The sequence below is a fragment of the Nocardia amamiensis genome (genome assembly GCF_015477605.1).
In the GTDB taxonomy this organism is placed as follows: Bacteria; Actinomycetota; Actinomycetes; order Mycobacteriales; family Mycobacteriaceae; genus Nocardia; species Nocardia amamiensis_A.
This window is the reverse complement of the sequence record NZ_JADLQX010000010.1, coordinates 89,478-105,990: the sequence shown is the minus strand read 5'-3', so window position 1 is coordinate 105,990 and position 16,513 is coordinate 89,478. Positions and strand designations below refer to the sequence as shown.

20 protein-coding genes are annotated in these 16,513 nt (G+C 67.7%); 9 read left to right on the top strand and 11 right to left on the bottom strand.

Annotated elements, in window-relative coordinates:
* Window positions 1–256 precede the first annotated feature (256 nt).
* Window positions 257–832, top strand: a complete 576-nt coding sequence (locus tag IU459_RS15285; RefSeq protein WP_195130190.1) for a potassium channel family protein — start codon at window positions 257–259, stop codon at window positions 830–832.
* A 14-nt stretch (window positions 833–846) separates the two neighbouring features.
* On the opposite strand, the gene IU459_RS15280 is transcribed toward IU459_RS15285, so the two are convergent.
* The 5 genes from IU459_RS15280 to IU459_RS15260 form a co-directional block, all read right to left on the bottom strand.
* Window positions 847–1,245 (bottom strand): NUDIX hydrolase, encoded by a 399-nt coding sequence (locus tag IU459_RS15280; protein WP_195130189.1) that lies wholly within the window; start codon window positions 1,243–1,245, stop codon window positions 847–849.
* A 53-nt stretch (window positions 1,246–1,298) separates the two neighbouring features.
* Window positions 1,299–2,066 (bottom strand): glucose 1-dehydrogenase, encoded by a 768-nt coding sequence (locus tag IU459_RS15275; protein WP_195130188.1) that lies wholly within the window; start codon window positions 2,064–2,066, stop codon window positions 1,299–1,301.
* A gap of 75 nt (window positions 2,067–2,141) precedes the next feature.
* The gene (locus tag IU459_RS15270) at window positions 2,142–2,996 is read right to left on the bottom strand and encodes a helix-turn-helix transcriptional regulator (protein WP_195130187.1); all 855 of its coding nucleotides are present in this window, start codon (window positions 2,994–2,996) and stop codon (window positions 2,142–2,144) included.
* A gap of 31 nt (window positions 2,997–3,027) precedes the next feature.
* The gene (locus IU459_RS15265; RefSeq protein ID WP_440446495.1) at window positions 3,028–3,393 is read right to left on the bottom strand and encodes a cytochrome P450; all 366 of its coding nucleotides are present in this window, start codon (window positions 3,391–3,393) and stop codon (window positions 3,028–3,030) included.
* On the bottom strand, window positions 3,347–4,255 hold the full coding sequence (locus IU459_RS15260) for a LysR family transcriptional regulator (RefSeq protein WP_195130186.1): 909 nt from the start codon (window positions 4,253–4,255) through the stop codon (window positions 3,347–3,349). The genes IU459_RS15265 and IU459_RS15260 overlap by 47 nt, the downstream gene beginning before the upstream one ends.
* 137 nt (window positions 4,256–4,392) lie before the next feature.
* Between IU459_RS15260 and IU459_RS15255 the strand changes: the two genes are divergently transcribed.
* Together IU459_RS15255 and IU459_RS15250 are read left to right on the top strand one after the other, a co-directional pair.
* Window positions 4,393–5,211, top strand: a complete 819-nt coding sequence (locus IU459_RS15255) for a 3'(2'),5'-bisphosphate nucleotidase CysQ (RefSeq protein ID WP_195130185.1) — start codon at window positions 4,393–4,395, stop codon at window positions 5,209–5,211.
* Window positions 5,212–5,252: 41 nt separating this feature from the next.
* A complete protein-coding gene (locus tag IU459_RS15250; protein WP_195130184.1) occupies window positions 5,253–5,849 on the top strand; it encodes an NADPH-dependent F420 reductase in 597 nt (198 codons plus the stop codon).
* Window positions 5,850–6,165: 316 nt separating this feature from the next.
* Here the strand turns inward: IU459_RS15250 and IU459_RS15245 are convergent, their stop codons facing one another.
* On the bottom strand, window positions 6,166–6,807 hold the full coding sequence (locus IU459_RS15245; protein WP_195130183.1) for a TetR/AcrR family transcriptional regulator: 642 nt from the start codon (window positions 6,805–6,807) through the stop codon (window positions 6,166–6,168).
* Between the two features lie 84 nt (window positions 6,808–6,891).
* On the opposite strand from IU459_RS15245, the gene IU459_RS15240 reads away from it, so the two are divergent.
* Entirely contained in the window at window positions 6,892–7,629 is a 738-nt protein-coding gene (locus IU459_RS15240; protein ID WP_195130182.1) for an SDR family NAD(P)-dependent oxidoreductase, read from the top strand.
* A gap of 107 nt (window positions 7,630–7,736) precedes the next feature.
* On the opposite strand, the gene IU459_RS15235 is transcribed toward IU459_RS15240, so the two are convergent.
* Window positions 7,737–8,732 (bottom strand): helix-turn-helix transcriptional regulator, encoded by a 996-nt coding sequence (locus IU459_RS15235; protein WP_195130181.1) that lies wholly within the window; start codon window positions 8,730–8,732, stop codon window positions 7,737–7,739.
* A 103-nt stretch (window positions 8,733–8,835) separates the two neighbouring features.
* Between IU459_RS15235 and IU459_RS15230 the strand changes: the two genes are divergently transcribed.
* The 5 genes from IU459_RS15230 to IU459_RS15210 all read left to right on the top strand — a co-directional run bounded on the left by IU459_RS15230 (window position 8,836) and on the right by IU459_RS15210 (window position 12,869).
* Window positions 8,836–9,234: a VOC family protein gene (locus IU459_RS15230; protein ID WP_195130180.1), complete on the top strand. Its 399-nt coding sequence runs from the start codon at window positions 8,836–8,838 to the stop codon at window positions 9,232–9,234.
* Window positions 9,235–9,384: 150 nt separating this feature from the next.
* Window positions 9,385–10,173 (top strand): GNAT family N-acetyltransferase, encoded by a 789-nt coding sequence (locus IU459_RS15225; protein WP_195130179.1) that lies wholly within the window; start codon window positions 9,385–9,387, stop codon window positions 10,171–10,173.
* Window positions 10,174–10,471: 298 nt separating this feature from the next.
* Window positions 10,472–10,993: a hypothetical protein gene (locus IU459_RS15220; RefSeq protein WP_195130178.1), complete on the top strand. Its 522-nt coding sequence runs from the start codon at window positions 10,472–10,474 to the stop codon at window positions 10,991–10,993.
* A 362-nt stretch (window positions 10,994–11,355) separates the two neighbouring features.
* Window positions 11,356–12,144 carry a DUF6597 domain-containing transcriptional factor gene (locus IU459_RS39665; RefSeq protein WP_195130177.1) on the top strand — a complete coding sequence of 263 codons (789 nt, stop codon included), beginning with the start codon at window positions 11,356–11,358 and terminating at the stop codon, window positions 12,142–12,144.
* Between the two features lie 74 nt (window positions 12,145–12,218).
* Window positions 12,219–12,869 carry a DUF998 domain-containing protein gene (locus IU459_RS15210; RefSeq protein ID WP_195130176.1) on the top strand — a complete coding sequence of 217 codons (651 nt, stop codon included), beginning with the start codon at window positions 12,219–12,221 and terminating at the stop codon, window positions 12,867–12,869.
* A gap of 327 nt (window positions 12,870–13,196) precedes the next feature.
* On the opposite strand, the gene IU459_RS38480 is transcribed toward IU459_RS15210, so the two are convergent.
* The 4 genes from IU459_RS38480 to IU459_RS15195 are packed head-to-tail and all read right to left on the bottom strand — an operon-like array spanning window position 13,197 to window position 16,492.
* Complete coding sequence (locus IU459_RS38480; RefSeq protein WP_440446494.1) at window positions 13,197–13,364, bottom strand: hypothetical protein; 168 nt, start codon at window positions 13,362–13,364, stop codon at window positions 13,197–13,199.
* A gap of 31 nt (window positions 13,365–13,395) precedes the next feature.
* A complete protein-coding gene (locus tag IU459_RS15205) occupies window positions 13,396–14,631 on the bottom strand; it encodes a cytochrome P450 family protein (RefSeq protein ID WP_324198880.1) in 1,236 nt (411 codons plus the stop codon).
* The gene (locus IU459_RS15200) at window positions 14,628–15,905 is read right to left on the bottom strand and encodes a cytochrome P450 (protein WP_195130175.1); all 1,278 of its coding nucleotides are present in this window, start codon (window positions 15,903–15,905) and stop codon (window positions 14,628–14,630) included. Before IU459_RS15200 ends, IU459_RS15205 begins: the two co-directional genes overlap by 4 nt.
* Window positions 15,902–16,492 carry a GTP-binding protein gene (locus tag IU459_RS15195; RefSeq protein WP_440446496.1) on the bottom strand — a complete coding sequence of 197 codons (591 nt, stop codon included), beginning with the start codon at window positions 16,490–16,492 and terminating at the stop codon, window positions 15,902–15,904. The genes IU459_RS15200 and IU459_RS15195 overlap by 4 nt, the downstream gene beginning before the upstream one ends.
* Window positions 16,493–16,513 lie beyond the last annotated feature (21 nt).

Below are 16,513 nucleotides of genomic sequence, written 5' to 3'. Positions count from 1 at the left end.
GTTCGTGCGGTCGAATCCTGGCGACGGATCCGAGTACGTCGATCGATCACGCCGGTGCACAGATCCTCGCATAGTTGCCTCATCCGGACGGTCGTTTCGAAGCCGCTCGATATCCGGAAAACCGTCGCGCCGAGAATTCGGTGCCGGAATTGATCTACTTCGGCGAGGAGGGCCGGTAGCGTCGATCCGGCAGTAGGCATGTTCCTTGTGATCCAGCAGGCGACCGGGCCGGACGCCGATGCGGAGGGGACCTTCGATGTCGACAGCGAACGGTTCGCACAGCGGATCGGCCGGAGACCGGCGGTGGGTGCTCCGCCGGGCGCTGCTGCCGCCGACCATCACCATCACCGCCTTGCTGCTGGCGTATTTCTCGCTGCCCTTCACTCGCATCAGCGGCATGCACACGTTGCTAATTCTGCTGCTCGGTCTGGTGGCGGTGTGCGCGGTGGGTGCTTGGCAGATCCGTCAGGTGCTGCGTGCGGTCGACCCGGTCGCGCAGGCGTTGCAAGCGCTGGCGGCGACGTTCGGCCTCTATCTCGTCGGCTACGCGACGGTCTACGCGGTGCTGTCGGATGCCGCTCCCGGCGACTTCAGCGAGCCGCTGACGCGGCTCGACGCGCTCTATTTCTGCGCAACGGTTTTCACCACAGTCGGATTCGGCGACATCGTGGCCACGTCCCAAACTTCCCGAGCCGTCGTGCTCAGCCAAATGCTCGCCAACCTGGTTTTGATCGGCTTGGTGCTCCGGCTCCTGATTCTCTCGGTTCGGCTCCGGCGAGAGCAGCTGCACCGATCCCACCCATTCTCGACCGGCAACAGCGAGGAGAAGTGAGTGCTTCTCGTGGATTACCAGTCGACCGCGCCGAGTTCGTGCAGTCTGCGGAAGACCATCATCGAGCCGGGGGCGACCTGGTCCATGGCGGCGTACTCGCGCACGGTGAAGTAGCGCAGCTCGGCGATCTCGCTGGTCGGTCGCGGTTCGCCGTCGAGTTCGGCGGTGAAGCAGGTCATGTGCAGCCGGGTACCGGGGGAGTGCCCGTACGCCTCGGCCTGGAACACCCCGAGCTCGGCGTAGGAGACGACGCCGACGCCGAGTTCCTCGCGTACTTCACGATGCAGCGCCGCCTCGGGCGTCTCCCCGGGGTCGATCTTGCCGCCGGCCATGTAGAACACGTCCTTGCCGACCGAGCGCGCCTGCAGCAGGCGACGATCCCGGATGTGGGCCAGCGCCGCGGTGCGAATCACCGGCCCACTGTACTGAGCGGCCCGAGCCGGCCGTAAACCGGATTTCGCGCGGGCTACATCATTTGGCGGGAGACGGCCGCGACCAGTCCGCCATCGATGATCAGGTCCTGCCCGTTGACGTAGGACGCCTCGTCGGACGCGAGGAAGGCCACCGCGTCGGCGACGTCCTCAGCGGTGCCGAGCCGACCGCCGGCCACCTCGGCGACCACCGCGGTGTGCGCTTCCGGGCTGACGTTGTCGTGGAACATCGGTGTCTCGATAAACCCGGGACTCACGGAATTGACGCGAATTCTCCTAAGCGCCAGCTCGGCGGCGAGGGTGTGGGCCAGGTTGTGCACCGCCGCTTTGGTCGCCGCGTACAGGGAGGCGCCGGGCAGACCGCGGTGCAGCGTCCACGACGCGTTGATGACGATCGCCGCGTGCTCGGACAGCAGCGGCAGGGTCTTCTGGATGGTGAAGAACACGCCTTTGAAGTTGATGCCGACGACGCGGTCGAATTCGTCCTCGGTGATCTCGCCGTGCGGCTGGAACGACGCGACGCCCGCGTTGGCGAACACCACGTCCAGCCGTCCGCACCGCTCGCGGACGGCGGCGGCGAGCGCGTCGAGATCGGCGGGCCGCCCCGCGTCGCCTGGTATCGCCACCACGCGGGTTTTGCCGAGTTGTTCGACCGCGGCGTCCAGCCGGGTCTTGTCCCGGCCGGTGATGATCACCTGTGCGCCCTCGGCGAGCAATCGCCGGGCGGTGGCCAGCCCCATGCCGCTCGAGCCGCCGGTGATGAGCGCGATCTTGCCGTCGAATCGGGAAATGCTGTGCGTCATGGGATTCAGCGTGCCGAAGGGCACTGTGGGCGAACAGTGTGCGGTTCACCTAGGTGTGGCACCACCAGGCTACGGTCACGCCGGGGCGGCGAGCCGGATGCGCATCAGACCGTCCACTCGGTCCGCGGTCTCGGTGCCGGGCTGCGGGTTGTACAGCACCAGGAACCAGTCCGGATTGTCCGCCACCGCAAGGGTCGTCGTATCGAAGAACAGGTCACCGGCCTCGGGATGACGCACCGCCTTGACGGCCTGGACCGGGGCATTCACCTCGTGGCGGGCCCACATCTCGGCGAACTCGGGGCTGGCGGCGGCGAGTTCGCCGATCACCTTGCCGAATCGCGGGTCGCCGGGGGAGTGCGCCGCGTCGGCGCGGAAGGCGGCGACCACCGCGGGCGCGATCGCGTTCCACTGCGTGTGCATGCCGCGGTATCCGGCATTGGTGAAGAACGAGACCAGGCAGTTGTAGTCGGCGTCGCCGAACCCGAAAACCGCGCGGGCCGTGTCGTTGATCGCGAGCAGATTCCAATACCGGTCCCGCAGCACCGCGGGCCGCGATCCCCACGCGTCGAGCAGCCCGCGCAGCTGCGGGGTGACTTCGGCGTCGCCCGCCGCGCCTGGCGGCGGCGGGTTGAGACCGGCGAGCCGATACAGGTGCGCGCGCTCCGGCTCGGTCAGCCGAAGCGCCGCGGAGATCGCGTCGAGCACCTCGGTCGAGACGGTGATGTCGCGCCCCTGCTCGAGCCAGGTGTACCAGGAGACGCCGACCCCGGCGAGTATCGCCACTTCCTCTCGTCGTAGGCCGGGTGTCCGCCGTCGCCCGACCGAGGCCAAGCCGATGTCCTGCGGTGTGAGGCGGGCGCGGCGGGTGCGGAGGAAGTCGCGGAGTTCGGCGCGCCGGTGCAGCGCCGCCGCAGAGGATTCGCTGGCCATAGGCCACGGTAACAATCGGGGTGTGCGGCGTTCAGTTCCGGAGATACACGGGGAACGCTTCGATGTCGTTCTGTGTGAGCACCGGGAGATTCCGGATCTCTTCGACCGGCACCGCCAAGCGTAGGTCGGGGAAGCGGGCGAACAAGGCGGGCAAGGCGATTCCCGCCTCCAAGCGGGCAAGGGCCGCGCCGGGGCAGATGTGCGTGCCGTGGCCGAAAGCCATGTGCCGGTTGGCCGTTGGGCGGGTGATGTCGAAGTCGTCGGCATCCGTGCCGTGCACGGCGGTGTCGCGCCCGATCGCGGATCGACCACCGCCCCGTCCTCGCCCGGAAGCGGCCGGAGCGCGCCGACTACGACGACGCTCCGCACATGGCCAGCGCGGTTCGCGCCAGCCCACGCAGCCAGGCGTGGGCGTGGTCGGTGTCGTAGCGCTGATGCCACGACAGGTATATCGGTGCCGACGGCAGTTCGAGCGGGAGGGGGAGCACGACCAGGCCGAGGTCGGCGACCGCTGACCGCGTGGTGGCTTCGGGGACGCAGATCAGGAGATCGGAGCCGCGCGCGAACTCCAGCGCGGCCGCTTCCGTGGGTGCGGTCGCCACCACGCGGCGGGTGAGGCCGAGCCGCGCTAGGGCGTCGTCGAGGGCATTGCTCAGGTTTCCACGTCGCGAGACGGCGACGTGCTCAGCGGCGGCGTACTCCTTCGCGGTGACAGTCCTGACGCGGGTGAGGGGGTGCCCCTGCCTCACGACGATGACGAGCGGGGTCTCGCCCACGTTCTCGGTACGGATGTCCGGGGCGCTCGGCCGGTTGGCGTTCGCCTCCAGGTCGACCTCGCCGCGCCGCAAGTCGGGGGTGTCGGTGCTCGATTCCGCGACGAAGCGCAATCGCACGCCCGGCGCCTGTCCGCGCACGGCCGAGAGCAGTGTGGGGCCGCTCGAGGCGACCAGGGAATCATGCCAGCGGAGTGTGAAAGTGCGCTCCAACGTTGCCAGATCGAGTTCACGGCTCGGTGCCAGCACCCCCTGGACCTGTTGCAGCAGCTCGTGCACCTGTTCCCGGACGGCGATCGCATACGGCGTCGGGGTCATCGTGTGGCCGGTGCGCACCAGGATCTGATCCCCGGTCGTGCGCCGGATTCGGCCCAGAGTCCGGCTCATCGCGGGGGCGGTGACGTGCAGGCGCGCGGCCGCCCCGGCCACACTTCCCTCCTCCAGCAGCGCGTCGAGCGCGGCGAGCAGGTTCAAATCCAATTGCATGTGAGTAATTCTATCCGATGCTTGACATGCACTTGAAGTTAATTAATGGGCTGCATACCTTCGAGGCGAAAGCGCAAGACGGAACGCACAGCTTCGCCCGACCCCCTCATCACCCCTCCTCACACGGGAGTACCACCATGTCCGAAACGCTTCAGACCACTGACGTCGCCGCCTCCGACGCCGACCTGCTCGGCCAGACCACGATCGCCGTGCACGCGGCCGGTTCGGCGCTGCGCGAAGGCTTCGGCGAGGTGGTCCGCTACCAGACCCGCGAAGAGCTGATGCGCGCGCTCGCCGCCAACGACGACACGGCCCTCGACATCCTGCGCCCCCGCCTCACGCGTCTGCGCCCGGACGCCGGCTGGGTGGAGGACGAGCTGGACGGCGGGGCGCTGCCGCCCGGCGAATGGTGGGTCGTGGATCCGGCCGAAGGCAACGTCAACCACCTGCACGCCCTGCCGGAGTGGGCGGTGACCGCCACCCTCGTGCGTGACAACCAGCCGGTGCTCACCGCGGTCCACCTGCCGTTGACCGGCGAGACCTACACCGCGCTCAACGGCGCGGGCGCCTACCTCGACGGCCGACCGCTGCACGTCTCCCAGACCGCGGACCTCGGCCTGAGCATCGTGGCCACCAGCCAAGCCCGGCCGGACGAGGACGAGAAGGTCGTGCGGCGCGTCGGCTCCTCGATCACCGCGATGCTCTTCGACGCGCTCGTCGTCCGCACCGCCGTGCCCGCGACCCTGCACTTGCTGAACGTGGCCGCCGGCCGGATCGACGCCTTCTGGCAGTTCGCCGGCGCCCGCGCGGACCTGCTGCCCGGGGCGCTACTCGTCACCGAGGCCGGCGGACAGGTCTCCGACGCCGAGGGCCGCCCCTGGACCCCGCAGAGCGAGAGCTTCCTGGCCGCCGCGCCCGGCGTCCACGCCGAGGCCGTCGCCACGCTCTCGCGCTGATTGCGCACCACAACCTGCATACCCGGAAGGACCAGATCATCATGACCACGATCGCAGTTCTCGGAAACGGCCGCGTCGGCGGCAACCTTGCCACGGCCCTCACCCGGGCAGGGCATGAGGTGACCGTGGCGGACCGCGCGCCGGGCGCCGCCGCCGCCGCTGCCCGGACAGCCCAGATCGTCATCAACGCCACCCCGGGAGCCGGCTCGCTGGACCTGCTCGTCGCCCTGCGCGAGGAACTGCGCAACAAGATCCTCATCGACGTCTCCAACGCCACCGTCGACGGACCGGACGGACTGCCTGCCCACCTGATCTACCCTGGCTCGAGCCTCGCCGAGCAACTCCAGCAAGCGCTTCCCGAAACGCGCGTCGTCAAGACACTCAACACCATGCTCTTCCCGGTGATGACCGCGCCAGTCACGCTCACCCAGACACCAACCGCGTTCCTCTCCGGCGAGGACCCCCAGGCCAAGCAGACCGTCCGTGAACTGCTTACGGACCTCGGCTGGCGCAAGGAGTGGATCACTGATCTCGGCAGGATCCAGACCGCCCGCGCCACGGAGGCCGCGATACTGTTCGTACCGCACGTGATTCGGTCCAGCGGATTCGCGCCCTTCGCGATCTCGATCGCCCGCTGATCCGCACACAGTGCACCGCCCCCGGCGGGCCCACATCCAGAACGGATACGACGGCGCAGCCAGGGCCAGCGATTCAGCGCCGGACGGCGACCCGTGGCCACCCTGCCCGGGGTCGTCGGCCTCGCACCGAGGAACCGGCCCATCTCACGGCGGACGCGCTTGCGGAGCTGGTCGCGAATCTGCCCGCGGATACCCGCGGCGGCCGCCGGCACCGGCCTCACACTCGCCGATCCAAGTGCGCGTGCGTGTGCATGGCGCTGGCGCCGGACGGCATCACGCTGCCGCTGAAGTAGTGCGTGGCCGTGATGGCACCAAGTTAGTTCTCGCGGGCCGGACTGTGCTCGGTTGCGAGGCGTTTCTGCCCCTCGGGCATGGGCAGGACCGCCAGTGCGGTGTCTGCAATGTTCCGCAGCGTCTCCGGGTCCAGGCCGGCCTTGCCTACCGCCTCGATACCGCGGACCACCGTCAGCAGCAGTGCCGCCAACCGCTCCGGATCCGCAGCGCTATCGATGTCGCCGTGGCGCTGGGCGGCGCTGATCTCGGTCCGCAGCAGGTTCAGCAGTGCCGTCATGGTCTCGGCCGACCGTCCGGCAACCGTCGGATCGCGCTGGGCCAGTTCCGCCACGCCCTTGGCCAACAGGCACCCGCGGCGCTCGGTGTCGGAGGCGGTGTTCTCCGCCATGAGGTGCACGTATCCCGACAGCCGGGCCAAGGCCTCTGCGTCCGGGCCACCTGCCAGCCGCCCTTCGGCCACCTCGACGACTGCGGTGCACCAGTCGCCGAACACACGGTGGAACAGCTTGCCTTTGTCGCCGAATGCGCCGTACAGGCTGCCCTTGCCCAGGCCGGTCGCCTGGGCGATGTCGTCCATCCGGGTTCCTGCATAGCCGGTCGCCCAGAACTGTTCCCGGGCCCGCTTCAGGACTTGGCGTTCGTCGAATGCGCGTGGTCTCGGCATGGTCTCAGGCTATCCATTCTTGACTCGATCGTCCATTACTGCTTACGTTATGGACGATCTATTCCATAACTGAAGGGGTTCGACATGCCAGGCGTGCTGCAGGAGAAGGTGGCCGTGATCACCGGAGGGACCAGCGGGATCGGGCTGGCCATCGCCCACCGCTTCGTCCGGGAGGGCGCACGGGTCTTCGTGACCGGCCGGGACATCGACCGCCTCGAAGCGGCAGTCAAGGAGATGGGCCCTGCGGCCACCGGCGTACGATCCGACGTCTCGGTCCTGGCCGACCTGGACGCGCTCTACGCGCGAGTCCGCGAGGAGGCCGGACGCATCGACGTGCTGGTGGCCAACGCGGGAATCGTCGCGGACGCCGCGCTCGGCGCCCACACCGAGGCGAACGTCGACCTGACGCTCGCCGTCAACGTCAAGGGCCCACTGTTCACTGTTCAGAAGGCGCTTCCGCTGCTGGCGGAGAACGCCTCCATCCTGGTCGTCGGCTCGAGCAACAGCGTGCGGCCCAATGAGCAACTCGAGGTCTACAGCGCCTCGAAGGCGGCGGTGAGCAACCTCGTGCACAACTGGGCCCGGCAGTCGCGGGGGCGCCGATTCCGGGTCAACGTGCTCAGCCCGGGACCCACGCGGACCCCTGGCCTGCTGGGCGCCGCGGGGCCGGACGTCGACCAGTTCGCCGAGGCCGTCGTGCCACTGGGGCGGCTGGCCGACGCCGAGGAAATCGCCGAGGCCGCCCTCTTCCTGGCTTCGGACGCCTCGTCTTTCGTCACCGGCGCCGAACTCTTCGCCGACGGCGGCTACACCCGGGCCTGAACGATGGCCGGTGGTGCGCATCCGGTTCCCGCGAAGCGATGGGGCGCACTCCCGGCCGCGCGTGTGCGTCGTACGAGGCCCAGTGCGCCCGATCCGCGTTGCCGGGGTTACCTGTGGGTTCGGTATCTGCCGTCGGCGGCCGCGGTCAGTCGGCGAGCCAGGGTGCGCACGGCGTCGTTGAGGATGTCAGGGTGTTCGATGACGAACGGGCGGTTCAGGTCGGCGAGGAGCGGGGGAATCCAGTCGAGTTGTTCGGCCCGGATTCGGACCCGGACCCATGGGTCGGTGTCAGAGGGTGGTGAGTCGATCTCCTGCACGGTCGCGATCGCGCCGGGCAGCAGTGGGCGGATCTCGGTGAGCGTTCCCTGAACTCGGACCGACACATCGTGCCGATAGGGTGCAGTGGCAAGTGCGGATAGCAGATGTGCGGCCGGCTCGAATTCGGCGGGCGGAGTGAATGTTCCGGGTCGTGTGGTCACCGCGGTGATGCGGTCGAGCCGAAACTGGCGTAGTTCGTCACTGCTGCTGTCCTTTGCCGTCAGGTACCACCGGCCGGAGTGCTCGACGAGCCCGTACGGGTGCACGGTGCGCTCGCTGGGCCGCCCGTTGCGGTCGGTGTAATCGATTGCGACCGGTCGGTGTTCGCGGGTGGCTTCGGCGAGCAGGAGCAGGACGGAGCTCTCGAAAGCGACGTCCGGGCGGGCGTCGGCGGTGAATTCGGCGGTGTTGATCAGTGCGTCCAGCCGGGCCGTCAGACGTGCGGGCAGGACGCGGCGGAGTTTGGCCGTCGCGCTGTCGGCTGCGCGGACGGAAGCTGTCGATCGGTCGGCGCCGCGGTTGGTGAGGAGCCCGAGTAACACCGCCACCGCCTCGTCGTCGGTCAGCATCAGCGGTGGCATGCGGTACCCGGGGGCGAGCTGGTAGCCCCCGTAGCGGCCCCGCACCGATCGGACGGGGATATCCAGGTCGGTGAGGTGGGTGACGTATCGCCTGACGGTGCGTTCATCGACGCCGAGCCGTCCGGCGAGTGCACCGACGGTATGGGCACCGCCGGCCTGCAACAGCTCGAGCAGGGCCAGCACTCGGGCGGTGGGGCGCGTCATCGGGAAATTCTCGCATCTATACCGGGCGGAAACTGTCCGGTATCGACTCTATCGTGGCATGCGGCGGCGGAACGTCCGCCGCCTCCGACAGCAGGAGCACGCGATGAAGCTCGTCTCGATCCGCCTGATCACCGATGACATCCAGCGGTTGGTCAGCTTCTATCAACACGTGACCGGTGTCGAAGCAACATGGGCTACACCGGATTTCGCCGAAATCGTCACACCGGCTGGCACCCTCGCGATCGGAAGCACCCGCACCGTGGCGCTGTTCGCGGCGGGCAGCGCCCGCCCGGCCGACAACCACACCGCGATCATCGAATTCCTGGTCCCCGACGTCGATGCCGATTACCGGCGGTTGCGGGAGGCGGTCGAGGATTTCGTCAACGAGCCCACGACGATGCCGTGGGGGAACCGGTCGTTGCTGTTTCGCGATCCCGACGGCAACCTGATCAACCTCTTCACCCCGGTCACCGCGCAGGCCATCGCGAAATTCGCCGGCTGACAGCCGCTCATCCGCTCGTCGGCATTATGTTGCGTTAACTGCCGCGAGCTCGGATTCAGGTCAGCCACTCCTTAGCCGGGAATCCAGGCCGAACGAGAACGCAATGTTCGGATCCGGGACGGGTACGACGGAATCGAATATTGTTCGCGCATGTTCCCCACCTGGCGAATCCCCTCTGCCAAAGCGACCTTTCAGCGCTCCTCCCGGCATGCCACCCTTGGGCTGGCGAAATCGATCGCACTCGTCGGGCTTCCAGCAGCACTTATCGGAGTTGCAGTGAGGGCCGGATTACCCTCCACCGCAACCGAACTCATCGTTGTAGTCTGGCTGCTGCTCATGGTCGCCACCGTCCTCGTCGCGGGCTGGCTCTGGGCGTGGCGCGTCAGCGAATTCGCCAAGAAGGAAATCAGTGCGCGCTACGACGTGCTGCGGGACATCGAAACCTCGCGGCTCACCCTGCGCCGACCGGCGCCGAAGGACGCAGTCTCGCTCGAAGCCACGATCGACGATGCGATGCTCGCCGGCAACGGCTGGACAGAACGAAATGGCCGGGCACTGATCAAGGCGATCGGCGGCGGCCACCCGACTCCAGGGCTTCTCGTGTTCGAGTCGCGGTCGGACGCAAGCGTGATCGGTGGCGCAACCGTGCACCCCACCGGCGACGAGACGTCGTCGCGTTCCCTCGGTTGGTGGATTGGCCCCAGTCACCGGGGAGCCGGTTATGCGAGCGAAGCGGTGGCGGCACTCGTCGACGCGATCCACGACGCCGGATATACCAACGTCGAGATCGGCACGAAAGAGTCGAATCTCGCGGTACAGCGCATCTGCGACAAGATCGGCGCAACGGTAGTGGACCGGCGACCGCAGCTGTTGCCGAACGGATCGACCGTCCCTGGGATCTGGTATGAACATCAACGTGTGGTCACAGAACCAACGTGATCAGGTGCTCTCTCCCAGATGTGAATGGGCCCACGGCAGCCCGCGGTGGGTCCGGCAGATCAGCTCTAATATGACCTGCATCGAATATGCAGGGTTACCGGTGCGTCCGGCCATCTGCGGGTCACGTTCAGGCCAGATGGGTCAAGGATCGGGCTTGATGCTGTAACCGTCACCCGGGGTGGCGTGGAGCGGCGTAGACCGTCCGGTTCATATACCCTCCTCCAGGTCCACTTCGGAAGAGGGCGATCCGGCGTGGCTCGCACTCTTCTTCGCGTCGATGGTTGTATGGGGTAGAGAGATGGCGAGTAGCGACGTCGAGCTGGCAGCTCGTTGGTGGCAGTGGGCGATGTCGGTGCCGAACGCCAAGAATCCGGTAGTGGACAAGACCGGAGAGTTCGCCGCGATCGATCAGCCCACGGATGTCTGGTTCCTGGCAGGCACCTTCGGTGGGCGAGTCGAGCGGCGGTGCACGATTCCGCACGGCCGGCCGATCTTCTTCCCGGCTTTCAATATGTTCCAGAAGGTTCCGGACGGATTTTTCGCGCGTGGCGAGGTGCCGGTGGCGCCCGCGGCGTCCGGTCACGCCGCATTGAACGGAGTCCCACTGCCCGTGCGGGTAGTGACCAACGACAAGGCATTCCGGATCACAGCGGCAGCGGGCGGTCCCTTCGGTCACACCGGCCGGTTCAAGGCCAAAGCTTGGGGTCTGTGGGTCCGTCTCGATGATCTCGCGCCCGGCGACTACGTCCTCACCTTCGGTGGCGAATGCGAGCCCGGCGGCTTCTGGGTCGAGATCACCTATCAGTTGGAGATCCGCTAGTGCCGCGTCAGGACCCGGTTCATCTTCTCGGTGAACGCGGGGCCGTTGCTGGACTTCCATGTGTTCGTGGAACTGCCACGACACCCGCCGGCCTTCAGGATTGCGCGCAGCGCCCGTGCGTTCGCGTGCCGGTCAGAACGCGCGGGTCTCGGCATTATGGGATGTCCGGAACCGCCATCGAGAAAAACACCGTTGCACGAGGCGTAGACCATCGCGCGAGTTCGGCGCACACGAGTACGCGATAGCCCGTGGCGAACTCATCGCGCAACCCAATTGTCGAGCTCCATGTTCGAACACGCGGTAGCCTCGCAGCTGCTCGACTGAAAACTCCTGCTCCAGACCAGGGCCGATATTCTGGTGAGGTGCGTTTTGTCAGGGGTCGGCCTGGGGCCACGCTGGGACGGTTCATCGCGTATTTCTGGGCGTTGGAGGGCCTCCCGCCGCGGGGGTCGGCGCGGCTGGTGCCCAGCGGAACGCTGGATCTGGTGGTCAACCTGGACCACGACCGGGTGCGGGTGAATGGGCAGGCACACTCGGGGATAGTCGTTGCGGGAGCCTACGGTGGGCCCGTCACATCGGACAATCCCACACTCACCTCAGCCATGGGTGTTCATTTCAAACCGGGCGGTGCACTGCCGTTCTTCGCCGCGCCGCCGGGAGAACTCGCCGATCGACACGTCGACCTCGAAGTATTGTGGGGCCGTTCGGCTTCGGAGTTGCGTGAGCGCCTCTGCGCAGCGCCAACGACCACCGAGCGATTCGCCATCATGGCGGCAGCGCTGCGGTCGCGGCTGCCGAACCGGGTTCCGGGACATCGCGCGGTGCCGTTTGCGCTTCAGCAGCTCGCCCAGCCTGGTTGTACGGTCGGCGACGTGGCGTCGAGCGTGCAACTCAGCCGTCGCCGGTTCATCCAGGTGTTCACGCGTGAAGTCGGGATGACGCCGAAACACCTGAGCCGGGTACTGCGATTCCAGCGTTTCAGCGAACTCGCGCGGCGCGCCGATACTCCCGACTGGGGGCAACTGGCCGCGGCATGCGGCTACTTCGATCAAGCCCATCTCATCAACGAGGTCCGCGAGTTCACCGGCACGACACCCGTCGGCCTGAGCCGCGCAACACGGTATTTCGATGACCTGCACCTGCTCGGCTAGAGGTCACATTTCTCCAATACCGATGTCGGCACGGGTCCTAGCGTGTGGGCACGCGTCGAAACGGAGAGATAGAGATGACGATCGAGCAGAAGACACCGTCCGCGGTACGGACCGGTACGTTGCTGGCCTGCGGCGCCGTGGCAGGTCCGCTCTACATCGCGGTGACCGCGATCGAAGCGATGACCCGGGCGGGCTTCGACCCGAGGCAGCACCGCTACAACGTGTTGTCAACCGGCGATCTCGGCTGGATCCATCGCCTCAACTACGGAGTAGCGGGGGTATTGATGATCCTGTTCGCGGTCGGGATCAGCCGCGTCCTGCACGACGGCCGGGTCGCACGGTGGGTGCCGCGCCTGTTCGGGTTGTACGGGGTCGCCTACATCTGCAGCGGCCTGTTCGCCGCCGACCCGGTGACCGGCTTCCCGCAAGGGACCGTGTCGGAGTCGACCACATGGCACGGCATGCTCCTGATGGCCTCCCGTGCGGCCAGTTCCGCCTTCCTCATCGGTGCCATCGTGCTGATCGCGGGATGGTTCATGGCCCGAGGACTCCGCACCTGGGCGTGGTTCACCTGGGCGGTACCGGCTTCCATGGCAGGCTACGAAGTCGCCGGGGCTGTAGTCGACACCTCCACGAAGTACCTGTTGTTCCTGATACCGGGCATCTCGATGTGGGCTTGGATCACCGCCCTTGCCCTGCATCTGAACTCGACAACCAACCACTGACTCACGGACAGGGTCGCTCATAGCGCAGTGAACGGCCCTGTCGGAACTCTTACCCGCCCGGCTCACATGTCGAAGGGGCCACGGATTCGATCCAGGTAGGCCGTCGGTGAACAAACCACGGCAGGTAACTCGCATTCCCGTCCGGCGAGCCGATGTGCCGGCGGCACACCGAGCGGCGCTCCCTCCCGAAAGATCGAGCACGTGCCGAGATATATCCGTTGATACGTGGACTGTTACGCGACGTCGCGGCCGCCCACCGCTTCGCGCGACGCCCAGATCTTTCCGGTCGAACGCCACGACACAGTCCCCCGCAACGGACATCGAGGTCTACCGCGCCGCCGTCCCAGCCAGCGCTCGTCGCAAACCGGGTGTCCGCCGTCGCCCGACCGAGGCCAAGCCGATGTCCTGCGGTGTGAGGCGGGCGCGGCGGGTGCGGAGGAAGTCGCGGAGTTCGGCGCGCCGGTGCAGCGCCGCCGCAGAGGATTCGCTGGCCATAGGCCACGGTAACAATCGGGGTGTGCGGCGTTCAGTTCCGGAGATACACGGGGAACGTTTCGATGTCGTTCTGTGTGAGCACCGGGAGATTCCGGATCTCCTCGACCGGCACCGCCAAGCGTAGGTCGGGGAAGCGGGCGAACAAGGCGGGCAAGGCGATTCCCGCTTCCAGGCGGGCCAGGGCCGCGCCGGGGCAGATGTGCGGACCGTGGCCGAATGCCATGTGCCGGTTGGTTGTTGGGCGGGTGATGTCGAAGTCGTCGGCATCCGTGCCGTGCACGGCGGTGTCGCGCCCGATGGCGCGGTAGGACATCACCACTCCCTCGCCTTGCTCGATCACGATGTCGCCGACGGTGATGTCCTCGGTGGCGAAACGCATCAGCAGATGCGTCACCGGACTGTCCCAGCGCAGTGTTTCCTCCACCGCGGCGTCCCAGGCGAACTCGCCGCCGCGGATGGCGCGCAACTGGTCGGGGCGGCCGAGCAGAGCGCGCACGGCATTGAGGATGAGGCCGATCGTGGTTTCGTGCCCGGCGGCGACCAGGGCCTTCAGGTTGCCCACCACTTCTTCCTCGGTCAGCGGTTCGCCATCGACGCTGCCGACGATGAAGGCGCTGGTCAGGTCGTCGGTCGGGGCGGCGGTCTTGGTGCGAACCAGGTCGGTGAAATACGCGTCCAGCTCGTCGATCACGCGCAGCCGCTCGTCCTGTGGTGTCAGCAGCGAGAAGAACGCCTTGTACCAGGCGAGCAGCATCGGATGGTCGGCGCGGTCGACACCCATCAGCTCGCTGATCACCCGCATCGGCAGCGGATAGGCGAACACCGTCTTCAGATCGACCACCGCCCCGTCCCGCCCGGCCTGCTCGAGATCGTCCAGCAGCTCGGCGGTCATCCGTTCGATGGTCGGGCGCAGCGCGTCCAGACGACGTTTGGTGAGCGCCTGCGTGGTCTTGATCCGGAGTCGGCGGTGCTCGGCGCCGTCCACCGTGAACATCGAACGGCCCGCCTCGATCATGCCGATCAGCGGCCACTGCCTGGTCACCACGCCGGACCGCCACAGCGACCAGGCGTTGATGTCCTTGACCAGCCTGGTGTCCACGAGCAGCTGCCTGGCCAGCGCGTGGCGGGTCACCGTCCAGGCAGGCACGCCGAGCAGGTCGATGCGGGTGAGCGGACCCGCGGCGCGCAGGCGGTCGGTCTCCCCGGCGAGGTCGCCGACCATGGGATCGATGGCGAGGATCGCTGCGTGCGGGCATTCTCGAGTCACGGGGTACCTCCGACGGCGCGAACGGGTGTGAAGCGGACAGGCAGGGACGTCATTCCGCGCAGGAAGGCCGACGGTCGCCGGACCAGGTTCTGGGCAGGCACCGCCAGGTCGAGGTCGGGCAGCCGGTCGAGCAGGACCTCGATACCGGTGCGCGCGATGACCTCGGCGATCTGCTGGGCGGGGAAAGGACAGCGGTATTCCCCGTAGCTGAAGGCGAAGTGCGCGCTGTTGCCCGCGTGGGCCGGTTCGGCGCCGTCGGAGGCGTGCTGGCGCACATGCGGATCGGCGTTGGCGGCGGCCAGGCCGAGCAACAGCATGTCCCCGGACCGGATCAGCTTGTCGCCGAGCCGGGTGTCGCGCGCGGCCCAGCGCCCGGCGACGATCTGCGTCGGCGTGTCCTCCCACAGCACTTCGTTCATCGCCTGCCCCACGCTGTGGCGCCCGCCGCCCAGCGCCGCGGCGAACCGATCGTCGGTGAGCATCAGCCGTACCGAGTTGCCGATCCAGTCGGCGGTGGGCAGATGGCCCGCGGCGGTGATCGCCATCAGGTCGAGGACGTATTCCTGATCGGTGAACAGGCCGGGATGCGCCAGCATCCGGGAGACCAGATCGGGGCCGCGCTCGGCCTTCTTGGCCGCGAGCAGGTGCTGCATGCGCTCGGCGAATTGCTGATGCGCGGCCTGGGCGTCGGCCCCGCCGTCTGCGAGCGTCTTCATCGTCCACGCCAGCCGCGGCCCGTCTTCGTCCGGGAAGCCGAGGATTCGTGCCAGCGACAGCACCGGCAACGGCTCGGCGAAATCGGCGACCAGCTCCGCTTCGCCCCGGCCGCAGAACGTGTCGATCAGACGGTCGGCCAATTCCTCGCAGGTACGCCGCAGTTCGAAAGTGTCGACCGTTTCCAGGGCCGGTTCCACCATGGCCAGGTGTCTGCGGTGCTCCGCGCCCGCGGTGAAGTAGATCGACGGCATGGGTTGTCCGACCATCGGCAGCAGCGGCCAGTCCGCGGGGATGTTCGGCCACTGGTTCCACAAGCCGACGTCGCGCGGAAACAACACCGGATCGCTGGTCACCTGGTGTAATTCGCGATAACCGATGACCAGCCAGGCGGGCACGCCACCGGGTAGCTCGACGGCGACAACCGGGCCGTGCTCGCGGCGCATCTCGTGATAGAGCTGGTGCGGGTCGGTGTGGAAACGTGGACCGCTCAACGCGACCGCGGCGGGGTCGGCGTGCACGGGGCAGCCGCGGGCGGAACTCGGTGCTGGCGTGGTCATGACGCGGCCTCCGGAGTCGGGAGCAGGGTGTGCCGCGGCGTCGGGGCGAGGGAGGAGAGGTGCTCGACGAGGGTGATGAGGACTCCCTTGCCGGACGCGCGGGATCTGGCGTCGCAGTCGGTGAGCGGTACGTGCGGGTCCAGATCGAGGGCGTCACGGACCTGGTCGGGCCGATGCCCGCCGCCGAAGTCGTTGCAGGCGACGATGAACGGCGTCCGCTGGTGTTCCAGCCGGTCGATGGCGTACCAGGAGTCGGCGATCCGGCGCGGGTCGACCAGCACGATCGCGCCGAGCGCGCCGGCGAACAGGCGATCCCAGAGAAACCGGAACCGTTCCTGTCCCGGTGCGCCGAACAGGTACAGCACATGCTCGCTATCGATGGTGATCCGCCCGAAGTCGAAGGCGACGGTCGTCGTCGATTTGCCCGGCGCGCCGCTCGGGTCGTCGACGCCGAGGCCCTCGTCGGTCATGATCGCCTCGGTGTCGAGGGGACGGATTTCGCTGACCGCCCGGACCATCGTGGTTTTGCCGACGCCGAAGCCGCCGACGATGACGACTTTCAGTCCCTGCCTGGTCGCGTGGTGCAGGGGCGCGTCGGCGCGGGCGGG

Bases quoted from the DNA above. Each gene is read 5' to 3' on its own strand.
- IU459_RS15285 (WP_195130190.1), top strand. From the start codon at position 257: ATGTCGACAGCGAACGGTTCGCACAGCGGATCGGCCGGAGACCGGCGG.
- IU459_RS15275 (WP_195130188.1), bottom strand. From the start codon at position 2,066: ATGACGCACAGCATTTCCCGATTCGACGGCAAGATCGCGCTCATCACC.
- IU459_RS15270 (WP_195130187.1), bottom strand. From the start codon at position 2,996: ATGGCCAGCGAATCCTCTGCGGCGGCGCTGCACCGGCGCGCCGAACTC.
- IU459_RS15260 (WP_195130186.1), bottom strand. From the start codon at position 4,255: ATGCAATTGGATTTGAACCTGCTCGCCGCGCTCGACGCGCTGCTGGAG.
- IU459_RS15255 (WP_195130185.1), top strand. From the start codon at position 4,393: ATGTCCGAAACGCTTCAGACCACTGACGTCGCCGCCTCCGACGCCGAC.
- IU459_RS15250 (WP_195130184.1), top strand. From the start codon at position 5,253: ATGACCACGATCGCAGTTCTCGGAAACGGCCGCGTCGGCGGCAACCTT.
- IU459_RS15245 (WP_195130183.1), bottom strand. From the start codon at position 6,807: ATGCCGAGACCACGCGCATTCGACGAACGCCAAGTCCTGAAGCGGGCC.
- IU459_RS15240 (WP_195130182.1), top strand. From the start codon at position 6,892: ATGCCAGGCGTGCTGCAGGAGAAGGTGGCCGTGATCACCGGAGGGACC.
- IU459_RS15235 (WP_195130181.1), bottom strand. From the start codon at position 8,732: ATGACGCGCCCCACCGCCCGAGTGCTGGCCCTGCTCGAGCTGTTGCAG.
- IU459_RS15230 (WP_195130180.1), top strand. From the start codon at position 8,836: ATGAAGCTCGTCTCGATCCGCCTGATCACCGATGACATCCAGCGGTTG.
- IU459_RS15225 (WP_195130179.1), top strand. From the start codon at position 9,385: ATGTTCCCCACCTGGCGAATCCCCTCTGCCAAAGCGACCTTTCAGCGC.
- IU459_RS15220 (WP_195130178.1), top strand. From the start codon at position 10,472: ATGGCGAGTAGCGACGTCGAGCTGGCAGCTCGTTGGTGGCAGTGGGCG.
- IU459_RS15210 (WP_195130176.1), top strand. From the start codon at position 12,219: ATGACGATCGAGCAGAAGACACCGTCCGCGGTACGGACCGGTACGTTG.
- IU459_RS38480 (WP_440446494.1), bottom strand. From the start codon at position 13,364: ATGGCCAGCGAATCCTCTGCGGCGGCGCTGCACCGGCGCGCCGAACTC.
- IU459_RS15200 (WP_195130175.1), bottom strand. From the start codon at position 15,905: ATGACCACGCCAGCACCGAGTTCCGCCCGCGGCTGCCCCGTGCACGCC.